Raw genomic sequence first — 14,288 nt, forward strand, 5'->3', positions numbered from 1 at the left:
GGTGTCGGTTGAGACGCACAGTCAAGACTCTGTCGGCCGCATTATGACGGCGCTCTTGATGCCAAAGGCTCAACTTGAGCAAGAATCGTCTCACCGGGAATCGACGCCGTGGGCGGACCTCTGAAACAGGATCTGTTCAGCCATCACGGCGAAGCAGCTCGGCAGCGGCAGGCTCCCCTCGCCGATCGCCTGCGGCCGCGCAATCTCGATGAATTCGTGGGTCAAGCAGCAATCCTTGCGGAGGGTCGCCTGCTGCGGCGAGCTATCTCAGCCGATCGTGTCGGCAATCTGATCCTGCATGGCCCGCCGGGAGTCGGAAAGACCACCCTGGCACGAATCATTGCCAACCACACACGAGCCCATTTCAGCTCTCTCAATGCCGTGCTGGCGGGCGTAAAAGACTTGCGCTCCGAAGTGACCTATGCAAGTCAGCGACTTGAACGCCATGGGCTGCGCACCATCCTGTTTATCGATGAGGTGCATCGCTTCAACAGCGCCCAGCAGGATGCATTACTGCCATGGGTGGAGAACGGCACACTCACCCTGATCGGTGCCACGACAGAAAACCCCTTTTTCGAAGTCAACAAGGCACTGGTCAGTCGGTCCAGGTTGTTCCGTCTGCAGAGCTTGGGCCCGGACGACCTCAGTCGTTTGCTGATGACTGCGCTGCATGACAAAGAGCGTGGCTATGGCGACCGTCATGTAGAGATCAGCGCTGAGGCCTCGGCCCATCTCGTCAATGTGGCGGGAGGTGACGCACGCAGCCTGCTCAATGCACTTGAGCTCGCAGTGGAAAGCACCCCTGAAAATCAGGATGGCGTGATCGCCATCGACCTTGGCATTGCTGAGGAATCCATTCAGCAGCGCGCCGTGCTCTACGACAAGCAGGGTGATGCGCACTTCGACACGATCAGCGCATTCATCAAATCCCTGAGGGGCTCGGACGCCGACGCAGCACTGTTCTGGCTGGCACGGATGATTGAAGCCGGTGAAAACCCCCGTTTCATTTTCCGGCGCATGCTGATCTCAGCTGGGGAAGACGTGGGCCTCGCGGACCCCCAGGCCGTGGTGGTGGTCGAAGCCTGCGCCGCGGCCTTTGAGCGCATCGGACTGCCGGAGGGACTGTATCCATTGGCCCAGGCAGCTCTCTACCTGGCATGCACTGAAAAAAGCAACAGCACCAGCGGCATGTTCGAAGCACTACGTCAGGTGCGTGAAGCACAGCGTCAGGAAGTGCCTGCCCATTTGCGCGACGCCAACCGCGATGGCGATGCCTTTGGTGACGGCAAGGGCTATCGCTACCCCCACGCTTTTCGTGAACACTGGGTGGCTCAGCAGTATTTGCCCAGTGCCCTTCAGGGTGAAGCCTTCTGGTCACCGAGTCGCCAGGGCTGGGAAGGACAACGACGCGAACGGATGCTGGAACGGCGCGCTGCTCAGCTCGCAGCCTCAGCTGAGGCTGTCGACGAACACCCTCTGTTGGTGAGCAGCGGACCGGAGCAACCACAGCTGGAGCGGTGGCTGCAACGTCAACTGTCCGTGGATGGCGAACGACAGCAGGAGCTGCGGCAGAAACTTTGGTCCGATCTCAGCTGGCAACGCACGGATCGCGTATTGATCCTTGGCGGGCGTTCGCTGCTCTGGTCGCTTGATCCCCTCGGAGCCGTGGCCGAAGGAGGACTCACGATTCTCTGTGCATCTTCAACAGAACAGCGACGACTGGGAGCACAGCTGCAGTTGCTTGATCCTCTCAATCATCCGGCCATGCTGGCCGATGCTTCCGACCTGGAACGACTGAGCCCGGACCACCAGTTCGAAGTGGTAGGCGGGCGGCTGAATCAGGAGGATCTCAATGGTCCTGACTTTGAAACGTTCTGGGCCCGGGTGAGCTCCCGCTCGACAAGCGGCGCTCAACTGAGGCTGTTGCTGAGTGAACCCCAACTTGGGCCAGCTGGGGGACTGCTCGAGCTGCTCATCAGTGAAAAGAAAGCGAGCACATCGATGTCATCACTGCAGACCCTGGCTGCTCTGGAATCCATCTGGCTGAGCCAAGAGGAACAGCGTCAGAGGCTACTGAGCCAGCTTGAGCGCTGCGGCTGGGTCACGAACCAGAGCAGCTGGCAAGAATCCCTGAAGCTCTCGGTTGAGCCGAGCCTGATCGAACGATGGCTCGGAGAAGACCGTCCTTACCGAAAGGCTCTTGAAAAAACCGGTGAAGCCAGTGAAACCGAACTATCAGAGCTGCGCCGAGAACTTTTACAGCAACGTGGCAACTATCTCCCCCAGAGTCTTCGTCACTGGCGAATCGAAGGTCGACTGGCCTGACACCTTCCATCAAAAGCTGTCATAAAAAAAGCTCCGGCAAAGCCGGAGCTGAAAGAAGAAAGTTGATGAACCCGCGAGGGTTCCCAACAATCACCAGAGGCCGCGAACAGGAGCGGTACGAACAGGCTCAGCGGGGAGGATCTGGTTGGCCTGCACGCATGCGGGCAGGAACACATACCAGGACAGCAGGGATGTGGACTGATCGCCACTGAGACCGTCCTTACAAACGTTCTGAGCACCGTCAGAAACGCCGTTGTCATTCAGACGGAAATCAACGGGCAGCTGCCTCATGATGCCGGCAGAGGAGATTTCTCCATCAGCTGCATCGAGGATGATGGCGGAGCGAAGAGCGACCACGGCGGTCTTCTTCTTCTGCCAGTAGGGGAAGTAGCTGCGAGTCTGGTCGTCCAGGAACTTCACGCCATCGGCGGAGTACAGGAAGCGAGAAACACCAACCAGATCTACGTCGTAGCTCTTGGTCATGCCCTCTTGGATTTCATCAGCAGTCCAACCGGAGTTGTTGATGCCAGCTTCAAGAGCACGGTCAGTGATTTCGCCATCGTTGAAGAACTTGGCGAAAGATGAGGCTTTGGTGGTCCAGACAGCGCCACCTGAGACCCAACGCACAGGGCGCTGAGTGCCAGCTTCAGCGGCGACAGCCAGAGTGGAAATGGAAGCGGCGGCGAGAGCGCCGGCTGCAAAACGGGTGAACACGGACGGCGAGAAAAGACGTCTTTTTAATCCTATCCATAGGAAAAAGACTTGCCAACAAAATCATCGCCTAAAAGCGCAGATGAGGACAAATTCGCCTCACAAGGACCACCTCAGCAAGACTCATGCATCTCAGTAGATGCATGGATCTCGCAGCGAAGCGTCGATGTTGATTCCTTCATTCAGTCGAGTCCATCCCAAACAGCATTCATGTCGATTGAGCTGAAGATTGTTCACGCTGCGCAGAGCAGACAGTCCTGCAGGAATTCCTTCTCGGACACGACAACCCCAAGTCGCCATTCCGCCTGAGACCACAACTGGGCAGCAACCTTGAGATTCAAACCTTGATGCACAGCAGTGCGAAGGTTGGAGCCCACCTCCCAAAAGCCAAGATCCTGCGCTAACGAACCTTGTTGCCACTTGATCGCAGCCTCCTTCAGCAGCCATCGGTCCAACACCTGCTGTCGCAGCTGGTCGCCTTCCAGCTCCATCAACTCACCCTGCTCGAACTCGGTGAAAAAACGGCGCACTAAGGCCGCCGCCGCATGGAGCTTTCGATCGGCACGCTCCAGGTCAACTCCAATGGGCTGTTGAGACCAACCCAGCAGACAGGCATCAGCACAGTGGCTGAGGCTGACATAACCCCACTCATCCGGAAGCTGAGGTGGAGCACCCGATGGTGCGGTCAGCGGCACCTCCAAAGGGTCAACACCGTGCAGGGTCGAGAGACAACTGCGCATCCAGCCGCGTGAGGCTAGGAACTGCTGTGCCCGAGACGCCGTCAGCCCTGCGGCACAAGCGCGCTCCTGGCTGCTCACAACAAGGTCGCCAGCCGGAGCATCAAGACCGATCTGCTGCATCCACAACGCAGTTACGCTGCCGCCGACAGTCCGGTTATCCATGACTCTGCAGATCGGCGATCCCGCCCCTGACTTCACACTTCCAGATGAGAACGGCGAGCCCCTCACGCTTTCATCTCTGAAAGGACAGCGAGTGGTGATCTATTTCTATCCCAAGGATGCGACGCCAGGCTGCACCAAAGAAGCTTGCAACTTCCGCGACCGCTGGAGCGATCTCAAGGCCAATGGCATCAAGGTGCTGGGCATCAGCAAAGACAACGCTGCATCGCACACACGCTTCATTGCCAAGCAAGAACTCCCCTTTACCCTGCTCACCGACGAAGAACCATGCGTAGTGGCCAGCAGCTACGAAAGCTACGGCCTGAAGAAATTCATGGGCCGTGAATTCATGGGAATGATGCGTCACACCTTCGTGGTGGATGCTGAGGGCAATATTGAGTTGATCTACAGAAAGGTCAAAGCCGATTCAATGGCTGATCAAGTGCTGAGCGATCTGGGGCTGGGCTGACCAGCTTCACCAGCGACTGCATCACCAGTTCAGGGGCATGATTCAGCTCAAGCCCCTGGGTCTGCAGAGCTTGCACCAGCAGCGGAGCATCACCGCCGCAGAGCCAAAGCGGAGAAGGATCAAGGTCCTGGGCTCGGAGAATCAAACCAACAAGACTTTCGATCACTCCCCGGCGCATCGCCTCACACGAATCCCTGGGGAACGACAGGCCATCGCAGGAATCCTGCCTCTGGTCGTCAGGATCTTTCAGCGCCTGAGTGCCTGCTGCCATGGCCTGCAACTGCAGCCTCAATCCGGCCGCAAGCCAGCCGCCATTGAAGGCACCGTCTGCAGTCACGCGCGTGAGGCTGAGCACGGTGCCAGCATCAACAACCATCAATGGGCCAGCCTCTGCTGACTGGGTCCAGGCGCCCCATCCCGCCAGCGCCCTGTCAATGCCAAGCCAGTCAGGCACATTGCGAAGCGGAATCGCATCCAGGCAGAGACGCCTGTCTGGCCTGAGCACGGAATGGGCAGGTACAGGTCCCACTGCCGCCCATGAACAAAGTGGTGGAGATCCCTCCAACAGCGACAGTTGCGGCTGGGAATGGCTGTAGCTCCAGACACCGCTCCTGGATTGCTCGGCCCAGTGCCAGCGACTATTGCCGATCAGCAGACAGCGCTGCTCAGAGGCCATGGTCAGATGCCATCGCCCATCACTCCGGGCACGTGGATTCCGCACTCCTGACGCTGTCCACCGAAGCGGGTGCCGCGGCCCTCAGACTCAAGGCCGTCTGGAGCACTGGAATGCCAGTCGCCAACCGTGGAATACCCCTGATCGAAGAGCGGATGCTGAGGCAGGTCATGCTCCTGCATGTAATAGAAGACATCCCGATTGGTCCAACGCAACAAGGGGCGTAGAGACAGACGCTCACGAATCGGATCGAGCACGGTCATGGTCTTGCGCAGCTCTGTCTGGCCGCGTCGCACACCACTGGCCCAGCAGCTCACCTCGCGTCCACTCAGTGCTTCCTCCAGCGGCTCCACTTTGCGGAGACGCAGATACAGATCGAGGTCCTGCTCTCGTCCGGTCTCCCAGAGCCTGCCGTGGACTGCTTCCATGCGGGCAGGAGACATCGAAGACTGCGCCACAACGAGCCGAGTGCCCAGTCGCTCGCAGAGAGTGCTGGCATAGCGATAGGTCTCTGCGGGCAGATATCCCGTGTCCACCCAGATCACAGGCACGGTCTCTCCTCCGGAGAGGCGGCTGAGCATGTGCAGCAAGACAGACGACTGAATCCCAAAGCTGGTGGTCATCGCGAAGCCAGACCCGAATCGATTGAGTGCCCACTGCAGACGCTGCAGAGGCTCCAGCGGCTCCAGCTCCGCGCGCAGGGTTTCGAGACCGGCAGCCGCCGTGCCGGAATCCACACCACCAGCGGTGCTGATCATGTCTTTGGTGCCCTGGCTCATGCACTCCATCCTCCAATGCCGAGGTGACCACAGGTCTGCCTATGGTTTCAACACGCACCAGAGAATGCCTTGACTCCCCCTGCCAGCGGGCAAATTCAACCGATCGTGGTGATCGGTGGTGGATTTGCCGGATTGTCAACGGCGCTTGCCTTCAGTCGCCTGCATCCAAGACCAGCGGTCGTGCTGATCGAACCTCGTGACCGCTTCGTCTTCGTTCCCCTGCTCTACGAATTAATGAGCGGAGAGCTGAAGGGATGGGAGGTTGCACCTGACTACGCATCATTGCTGCAGGGACATGGAATCAGTCACCTGCAAGACCGTGCCAGCTCCATCGACCTCGATGCCCGGTCCGTCACCACAGCATCGGGGCGCGCCCTGCATTACAGCCAGCTTGTGATCGCCACAGGTGCACAACCCGAAGACTTTGGAATCCAAGGAGTCCGGGACAACGCCCTGAATTTCCATACCCTCTCTGATTTACAACCTCTGCAGGAGCGAGTGCAGGAGCTGCGTCGGCGCCCATCTGGCACGAGCTCCCTGGTGATTGCTGGTGCGGGTGCCACTGGGGTTGAACTGGCTTGCAAGCTCGTGGACATGCTCAACGGTGCCGCCACAGTGCAACTCGTTGAGCTCGGTGATCAGATCCTGCCGAGATCGAAAGCCTTTAACAGGGAGCAGGCCGAGAAAGCCTTGAAGAAGCGTGGTGTCACGGTTCACCTCAACACCAAAGTGGAGTCTGTGACAGCGACTTCGGTGATGCTGAGCGGAGCACAGGGCTCGTCCCAGCAGAATCATGACGGACTGATCTGGACCGCAGGCAGCCGTCCGAGCATTCCTGACATCTCTCCCAAGTTGGAGCTCCATCAGGGGCGACTGCCAGTGACTGAATCGCTCCGCCTGCAGGGTTATCCGGAGGTTCTGGCTCTCGGAGATATTGCTGTGAATCCTGATGCCGATGAGCTTTCCAGCTGGCCTCATTCGGCTCAGGCAGCCATCCAGCAAGGTCAATTTGCAGCTCAGGAGCTGAAGGCAAAGCTGCGGGACCGTGATGCAAACACTTTTGTGTTCAATGATCTCGGCGAAATGCTCAGCCTCGGCATTGGCGATGCCTCGATCACCGGTCTAGGCCTCACCCTTGCCGGTCCTCTGGCCTTCAAGCTACGCCGACTGACCTATCTAACCCGGTTACCAGGTCTATCGCTGGGGCTTCGCGCAGCCGGAGCCTGGCTGGTCAGTCCTTGAAACAGGCTCACCTGGCAGGAAGAACCAGGGGGCTGCGTCCATCACAGCTCAAACAGCTGGATCGTCTCAGCCATCGTCGCCACCCCGATGAGTCCGGCGCCGACGTTTTCACGCTGGAGCGGCTTGCCGAGCTGGCTGTGAAGCTCGAGGAAACACTGCATCTGCTGATCGACGACCGTGGCGTCTGCCGACTGCTTTGGATTGGCCCTCTTGGAGAATCCGATCGACTGGACCGACATCTTCAGGGCGGCTCCAGGCGCCGCCCCAGGCAATGGCGCCTGATCAGCACGCTGCATGAACGGCGTTCTCCGGAGCTGGTCCCTGATGGTCGCGATGCGGTGATCGCCCTGGATGTTCAGCCGGAGTCGTGGCTGCGTTATCAGGCAGTGATCTCTACCAGTGGCATCCGTTCCGGTGCTCTCTGGGTTCCAAATCCCCAAGCAGAGAGCGGCTGGAGTTGTGGCGAAACGGGCGATCTAACGATGCTCTGCCACTGCGACACCCCTGCGGGGCAAGGAGATCCGCATGGCGAACCCTTTCAGTCAGGGCAGGAGCACACGGCAACGGTGGACCAGGTGCTGCTGCTCACGCTCACCGGCACGGACCCAGCACGGAACGAGCGTGAGCTGGCCGAACTGGAAGGGTTGGCCCGCAGTGCCGGTGCAAAAACAGTTGCCGTCTGCCGCCAGCGTCAGGGACAGATCAATCCCCAGACCCTCTGGGGCACAGGCAAACTGCAAGAGGCTGCTCTGGACATCCGCAAGCACGGCGCCACGCTCGTGATCACCGACAGAGAGCTCACCCCTGTTCAAGCCAGGAACCTGGAGCGGCTACTGGACAGTCCCGTCATGGATCGCAGCGAGCTGATCCTCGACATCTTTGCCCAGCGGGCCTCCAGTGCTGCAGGTCGCCTGCAAGTGGAACTGGCCCAACTCCGCTACAGACTGCCAAGACTTGCCGGACGCGGATTGAGCCTGTCTCGGCAGGGGGGTGGCATTGGCACCCGCGGACCTGGAGAAACCCAGCTTGAAAAAGACAAGCGTGCCATCAGCCGACGCATCGAACACCTGGGCCGGGAATTGCGCCAGCTGGGAGCACACCGAGCCCGGCTGAGAGAGCGACGTCAGGACATTCCCGGTGTGGCTCTCGTTGGGTATACGAATGCCGGCAAGTCATCGATGCTCAATGCGCTGTGTGATCGCGCTCAAGGAGGCCCTGTCCAAGCCGAAAATATTCTGTTCGCGACCCTCGATCCCACGACACGTCGGCTCTGCTTGCCAAGGGCTGGAGCAGCACCCCGCGAGCTGTTGATCACCGACACGGTGGGATTTATCCGTGAACTGCCGGCCCCTCTGATGCAAGCCTTCATGGCCACGCTGGAGGAAACCCGCAATGCAGACCAGCTCCTGCTGGTGGTGGATCTCGGAGATCCCGATTGGCAGGGACAACTCAAAGCCGTGCACTCCATCCTCGACAGTCTTGGCTGTAAGCAGCCCAGACAGGTGCTGGCCAACCAGATCGACCGATGTGATGCAGGAGCTTTGCAGCGGATCCGTGAACTGGAGCCCGAAGCCCTCTACCTCTCCGCCACGCAGGGGACAGGCCTGAAGGGTCTGCGAACATGGCTTGAACAGACGTTCTGGGAGTCCACACCAGAAACAGTCAGCCCACCTGTCACGGAGCCAACAGGCGCACCCCCCAATGGTTGAGCTCAGTGCCGCTCTGCAGAACGGAGACGCTCTGGTCACGCTCGCTGTGCTGTTGATCGCGGTGGCCCTGTTCATCAGCGGAGCCATGGCGCCAGAGCTGGTGGGGCTGCTCAGTGTCTCGCTGCTGATGATTGGCGGAGTACTGACCCCTCTACAGGCCCTGAGCGGCTTCGGCAGCCCTGCACTGATCACGCTGATGGGACTGTTCGCCGTTTCAGCAGCCCTGTTCCGCAGCGGCGCCCTTGATCGCCTGAGAGAACTGATTGCCTCCGAACGCATCCGTACTCCCAGGCGCATGGTGGGTCTGCTGACCCTGGTGGTGGCACCGATCTCTGGCGTGGTGCCCAACACCCCGATTGTGGCCAGCCTGCTTCCGGTGCTCGAGACCTGGTGCCAAAAGCGAGGGATCGCACCATCCAGGGTTCTGCTGCCTCTGTCATTCGCCACACTGCTGGGCGGCACCCTGACCCTGCTGGGCAGCTCCGTGAATCTGCTGGCCAGTGACGTCAGCCAACAACTGGGCTATGGGTCCCTAGATCTCTTCAGCTTCAGCGCCATCGGCGTGCCGGTCTGGCTCGCCGGAGCGAGCTACATGCTGCTTGCCCCTCGCGCCCTGCTGCCAGACCGAAATGTGCCCGATGATCAGCTCAGCACCAACCAGTCGCTGACTGGATACTTCACCGAAGTCACCATCCCAGGTTCGTCCTCGCTTGTCGGACAGACGCTGAGGCACAGCAGGCTGCAACGTCGCTTCGATGTCGACGTTCTCGAGCTGCAGAGAGGTGGCGAGCGAATCCTTCCACCCCTGGCCGACCGCTGCATCGAGGCGGAAGACCGCCTATTGCTGAGGGTCACACGCGCAGATCTGCTTCGCCTGCAACAGGACCACACGATTCAGCTGGCCTCCGCCAATCGTCCTCCCGCTGATCATCTCGACATCGTCAACGCCGAGCCAGCCCTGTCCAGCGAAGGCGCAGACGGTCAGAAAACCGTGGAAGTTCTGCTGCCGGCTGGGTCCACATTGGCTGGTGCAAGTCTGCGGGAGCTGCGCTTTCGACAACGCCATAACGCAACCGTGCTTGCACTCCGCCGAGGTCAGCAAACGGTTCAGGAGCGACTTGGCCAGGCCGTTCTGCGTGAGGGCGATGTGCTGCTGCTGCAAGCCCCTCTGGATGCGATCCGAGGGCTTCAGGCCAGCAACGATCTGCTGGTGCTCGACCAGCTTGAAAACGATTTACCCACGATCCGTCGCAAGCCTCAGGCCGTGACCATTACGGCTCTGATGCTGCTGGTGCCCACAGTCACCGACGTGCCCCTGGTTGCCGCAGTGCTGATGGCCGTTGTGCTGCTGGTGCTGATGGGATGCCTAAGAACAGGAGAGGTTCAGCGCTCGATCAGACTGGATGTGATTCTTCTGCTCGGATCTCTTTCCAGCTTCAGTGTGGCTCTGCAGACCAGTGGCTTGGCCAATGCCATGGCATCCGACATGGAGAGGCTGCTCCTGAACTGGCCGGCTTACTGGGCGTTACTGGTGATTTTTCTGGCCACCAATCTGATTACCAGCGTGATGAGCAACGCCGCCTCGGTGGCACTGCTGGTTCCTGTGGCCACGCAGCTCGCGCCTTCTCTGAGTCTTACCCCCCAGGATCTGTTGCTCACTGTGCTGTTTGGAGCCAGTCAGTCGTTTCTCACTCCGATGGGATACCAGACCAACCTGATGGTTTTCGGACCAGGGCGTTACCGCTTCTTCGATGTGGCTCGCTACGGAGCCGGTCTCACGTTGCTGATGACCTTCCTGGTTCCAGGACTGATCCTTGCCCAGGCGGGAGGAGGCTAAGCGCATGGCACTGCCTCGGGCCATTCATCGCACTCAGGCTTGGTACCGGCGCCTCACCGTGCCCCAGTTCACGGTGGTGACGGGATTGCTGGTGATCACCCTCGGGACACTGCTGCTGTCCAGCCCGCTCTGCTCCAGCACGAGTGTCGGACTCTGGGAAGCCTTGTTTACAGCAACCTCCGCGGTCACCGTGACAGGCCTCACCGTGATCGACGTCGGCAAGGATCTGACCGTCGTCGGCCAAGGCGTTCTGGCGGTCATGATCCTGGTGGGAGGCCTCGGACTGATGGCGATCACCACCTTCCTGCAGGGATTTGTGGTGCGGGGAGCTTCCCTACGACGTCGCCTGGATCGTGGCCAGACCCTCGATCAATTCGGCGTGGGTGGCGTCGGCGGCACGTTCAGAAGCATTGCCCTCACTGCAGCGGTGCTGATCATGGTGGGCGCCGTTGTGCTCTACACCTACGGTTTTTCAGACCTTCCTGCGGGTGGAGAAAGGCTGTGGGCATCGGTGTTTCACAGCATCTCGGCCTACAACAACGCGGGGTTCGGCCTCTGGAACGACAGCCTCGAGAGCTACCGAACAAATCGGGTGGTGAATGCCGTGATCATGCTGCTGATCGTTCTGGGTGGACTCGGCTGGCGTGTGACCAGCGATCTCTGGAGCAACCGTCAACGACTTAAACGCCGCAATCTCAGTCTTCACACACGACTGGTGCTAAGAACCTCGATTCTGCTGATCCTGATCGGGACCTTCGGGCTACTGCTGACTGAATCCCTCTCCAAAGGGCACATCCTCACCACGATGGGCTGGCCTGAGCGGCTGATGAGCGCCCTCTTCGAATCCGTGAGTGCTCGCACAGCGGGCTTCACCACTGTTCCACTCTCCGAACACAGTGTTTCCGACTCCGGACTCTTGCTGCTGATGGCCCTGATGTTCATCGGAGCCAGCCCTGGAGGCACTGGTGGAGGCATCAAGACCACCACGGTGGCAGCACTGATGGCCGCCACGCGATCCACACTTCGCGGTCAGGATGATGTCGTCATCCGGCATCGTCAGATTCCCGACAAGGTGGTGCTGAGGGCCGTGAGCATCGTGATGGCATCGCTGATGTTTGTGCTGGTGATGGCACTGCTTCTTGCCCTCACCACCAATCAGAACGGCGAAGAGCCACTCACCTTCCTGGAACTTCTGTTCACTTGCATCTCAGCCTTTGCCACCGTGGGGATGGATCTGGGCGTCACTGAACAGCTCGGGCGCTTTGGTCAGCTGATCCTGGTGGTGGGAATGTTTGTGGGCCGACTGGGGATCCTGCTGCTGCTGAGTGCCATCTGGGAGAGCTTCGACCGAAACCAGCTGCAGCGCCAGAATCGGATTGGTTATCCCCGTGAGGATCTCTATGTCTGAACGCGACTCGTTGGGGCTCATGCCATGAGGGATTGGTGGCACTGGTCGCCTGCTGAAGACAGCGACCCCCGCAGCTTTGGCATCGTGGGCGTCGGACGCTTCGGCAGTGCTGTTTGCCGCCAGTTGATGCAGAGCGGAGCAGACGTGCTTGCTGTGGATCGTTCCCCGAAGGCGATCGAGGAACTCCGGCAACTCGAGCCGTCGATCGAAGCAAGGGTCCTCGACTGCACCGACGAGGAATCGCTCAGGGAAGCCGGCATCCTCGACATGGACACCGTGGTCGTGGCGATCAGCGAACCGATCGAAGCCAGCATCACAGCCACCCTGATCGCCAAAGACAGCGAGGGCACTCGAGTGCGCCGGGTGATTGCGAGGGCCACCAGCGATCTGCACGAAAAAATGCTGAAACGCGTTGGTGCCGACCGCGTGGTGTTTCCTTCGCGGATGCAAGGAGAGCGCCTGGGTCTTGAACTAGTTCGTCCCAATCTGATGGAGCGGTTGGAGCTCGACGAGCTCAACTCAATCGAGGAGATCAAAGTGCCGGAGCGCTTTGTTGGACTCTCACTGCGCGATCTCAACCTGCGTAAGAACTACCGCGTCAATGTGCTGGCAGCCGGCCCGGCTGCCGACCTGATGGTGAATCCACCCGCAACACACGTTCTGATGGAAGGCCACGTTCTGGTGGTGATGGGTTTGACGGATGACCTCCAGAACCTCCCCCGCACCTGAGCGGAATCATGCGCGTTCTCGGGCTAATGAGCGGCACCAGCGCCGATGGAGTGGATGCCGTTCTTGCTGAGTTCAGTGGACGATCAAGCCGCCCACGCTGGACCCTGATCCACAGCGCTTTCTGCCCTTATCCCTCAGATCTACGCAAGCGCATGCTGGCCGTGGCCCAGGGTGAAGCAGCGCCTGCAGCGGCCTTTCTAGAACTGGCTGAAGCGATCACTGATCATCAGGCAAAGGCTGCTGAAGCATGCGATCCCGATCGTTCAGCCAGCCTCGTTGGCTGCCATGGTCAAACCATCTGGCACCGCCCACCTGACTGCGACACAAGAGGCCAGAGCCGGCGTGGGAGCAGCTGGCAGATGCTTCAGGGTCCGCTGCTCGCACGAATACTGCAGCGACCTGTGGTGTACGACTTCCGAGCCGCCGACTTGGCTCTGGGAGGGCAGGGTGCACCCCTGGTACCCATGGCTGATGCGGCTCTGATCGGCAGGATCAAAGGCTGGCGGGCACTGCTGAATCTCGGCGGCATCGCCAACATCACCCTGATTCCCCCATCACGCGGTCCAGACCGGAAACAACCTGTGCTCGGCTGGGACTGCGGCCCCGCCAACAGCCTGATTGACCTGGCGATGACCGTCTTTAGCGATGGGAAAGAGCGCTGTGACATGAACGGAGCCATGGCTGCGCTGGGGCAGGTGATGGATGAGCCGCTGACGAGCTGGCTCCGTGAGCCCTATTTCCTGAAGAGAGCACCGAAGTCGACCGGTCGGGAGCTGTTCGGTCGCAAGGATCTGGAACGGAGGCTGAGCGAGCTTCAACCGGCCTGCCCCGAAGACCAGATGGCGACACTCACAGCGTTGACAGCTGCAGTGGTCGCTCAGGATCTACAGCATCTGAGCGATCTCGACCTTCCCCTGCCAGTAGAGATGGTGGTGGCCGGTGGAGGGCGCCGCAACAGAACTCTGATGCGGGAATTGCAGGCGCGTTGCCATGGCCTCAGAGTGCACCCAAGCGACGAGCTGGGACTGCCATGCGAGACCCGCGAAGCCCTGGTGTTCGCGCTGCTGGCCTGGTGGCATCACCGCAATCATCCAGGCAATGCGCCATCGATCACTGGAGCTCAACGCAGCTGTGTTCTGGGGGTCCGCGCCGAACCGGCCTGAACCCTCTCAACCGGGTCGGTGCAACCGCAACCGCCTGGGAGCGCCCCGGAGTCGACGAGGCTGCTGCGCCTCGAGAGCTGAACGCAATCGCTCCGTGGATGTCGGAGCTGGGACCACTGAGGAACCCGCCTGCTCCAGCCTCTGAACTCCCTGCTGAATCAACACTTTGGCCATGTTGCTGACGGTTCGGGACTCCTGCTCAGCAAGAGCCGTGAGACGAAGACAGAGATCTTCGGGCAGAACCACCTGAATCCGGGGCGATTTCGGCTTCCCGCTGGATGAGGTTTGGCGGGTCGCCACGAACCGTGAGGCAGAGATACCTAAAAGTGTACTGAGATGCGCAA

Annotated in this window: 13 protein-coding genes; 8 read left to right on the top strand and 5 right to left on the bottom strand. The window is 60.1% G+C overall.

Going from position 1 to position 14,288, the window contains the following annotated elements:
• The first annotated feature begins 120 nt into the window (after positions 1-120).
• A complete protein-coding gene (locus SynMITS9220_RS11510; RefSeq protein WP_186992183.1) occupies positions 121-2,325 on the top strand; it encodes an AAA family ATPase in 2,205 nt (734 codons plus the stop codon).
• 90 nt (positions 2,326-2,415) lie between these two features.
• Here SynMITS9220_RS11510 and SynMITS9220_RS11515 read toward each other — a convergent pair whose 3' ends face one another.
• Entirely contained in the window at positions 2,416-3,039 is a 624-nt protein-coding gene (locus SynMITS9220_RS11515; RefSeq protein ID WP_186989368.1) for an alpha/beta hydrolase, read from the bottom strand.
• A 230-nt stretch (positions 3,040-3,269) separates the two neighbouring features.
• The gene (locus SynMITS9220_RS11520; protein WP_186989370.1) at positions 3,270-3,938 is read right to left on the bottom strand and encodes a 4'-phosphopantetheinyl transferase superfamily protein; all 669 of its coding nucleotides are present in this window, start codon (positions 3,936-3,938) and stop codon (positions 3,270-3,272) included.
• Here SynMITS9220_RS11520 and bcp point away from each other — a divergent pair.
• Entirely contained in the window at positions 3,937-4,404 is a 468-nt protein-coding gene (gene bcp, locus SynMITS9220_RS11525; RefSeq protein WP_186989372.1) for a thioredoxin-dependent thiol peroxidase, read from the top strand. The genes SynMITS9220_RS11520 and bcp overlap by 2 nt on opposite strands.
• Here bcp and SynMITS9220_RS11530 read toward each other — a convergent pair.
• Both SynMITS9220_RS11530 and SynMITS9220_RS11535 read right to left on the bottom strand, forming a co-directional pair.
• Positions 4,352-5,080 carry a type III pantothenate kinase gene (locus SynMITS9220_RS11530; protein ID WP_186989374.1) on the bottom strand — a complete coding sequence of 243 codons (729 nt, stop codon included), beginning with the start codon at positions 5,078-5,080 and terminating at the stop codon, positions 4,352-4,354. The genes bcp and SynMITS9220_RS11530 overlap by 53 nt on opposite strands.
• 2 nt (positions 5,081-5,082) lie before the next feature.
• Positions 5,083-5,856 (bottom strand): phosphoadenylyl-sulfate reductase, encoded by a 774-nt coding sequence (locus tag SynMITS9220_RS11535; protein ID WP_186989376.1) that lies wholly within the window; start codon positions 5,854-5,856, stop codon positions 5,083-5,085.
• Positions 5,857-5,925: 69 nt separating this feature from the next.
• On the opposite strand from SynMITS9220_RS11535, the gene SynMITS9220_RS11540 reads away from it, so the two are divergent.
• The 6 genes from SynMITS9220_RS11540 to SynMITS9220_RS11565 are packed head-to-tail and all read left to right on the top strand — an operon-like array spanning position 5,926 to position 13,944.
• Positions 5,926-7,098 (top strand): NAD(P)/FAD-dependent oxidoreductase, encoded by a 1,173-nt coding sequence (locus SynMITS9220_RS11540; RefSeq protein ID WP_186989378.1) that lies wholly within the window; start codon positions 5,926-5,928, stop codon positions 7,096-7,098.
• Positions 7,095-8,807 carry a GTPase HflX gene (gene hflX / locus SynMITS9220_RS11545; RefSeq protein ID WP_186989380.1) on the top strand — a complete coding sequence of 571 codons (1,713 nt, stop codon included), beginning with the start codon at positions 7,095-7,097 and terminating at the stop codon, positions 8,805-8,807. The genes SynMITS9220_RS11540 and hflX overlap by 4 nt, the downstream gene beginning before the upstream one ends.
• Entirely contained in the window at positions 8,800-10,644 is a 1,845-nt protein-coding gene (locus SynMITS9220_RS11550; protein ID WP_186989382.1) for an SLC13 family permease, read from the top strand. The genes hflX and SynMITS9220_RS11550 overlap by 8 nt, the downstream gene beginning before the upstream one ends.
• A gap of 4 nt (positions 10,645-10,648) precedes the next feature.
• Entirely contained in the window at positions 10,649-12,052 is a 1,404-nt protein-coding gene (locus tag SynMITS9220_RS11555) for a TrkH family potassium uptake protein (protein WP_115126604.1), read from the top strand.
• A 24-nt stretch (positions 12,053-12,076) separates the two neighbouring features.
• On the top strand, positions 12,077-12,781 hold the full coding sequence (locus tag SynMITS9220_RS11560) for a TrkA family potassium uptake protein (protein ID WP_067096688.1): 705 nt from the start codon (positions 12,077-12,079) through the stop codon (positions 12,779-12,781).
• Between the two features lie 8 nt (positions 12,782-12,789).
• A complete protein-coding gene (locus SynMITS9220_RS11565; RefSeq protein WP_186989384.1) occupies positions 12,790-13,944 on the top strand; it encodes an anhydro-N-acetylmuramic acid kinase in 1,155 nt (384 codons plus the stop codon).
• 6 nt (positions 13,945-13,950) lie between these two features.
• On the opposite strand, the gene SynMITS9220_RS11570 is transcribed toward SynMITS9220_RS11565, so the two are convergent.
• Complete coding sequence (locus tag SynMITS9220_RS11570) at positions 13,951-14,244, bottom strand: hypothetical protein (protein ID WP_186989386.1); 294 nt, start codon at positions 14,242-14,244, stop codon at positions 13,951-13,953.
• Between the last annotated feature and the right edge of the window lie 44 nt (positions 14,245-14,288).

The sequence above is a fragment of the Synechococcus sp. MIT S9220 genome (assembly GCF_014304815.1).
In the GTDB taxonomy this organism is placed as follows: domain Bacteria; phylum Cyanobacteriota; class Cyanobacteriia; order PCC-6307; family Cyanobiaceae; genus Synechococcus_C.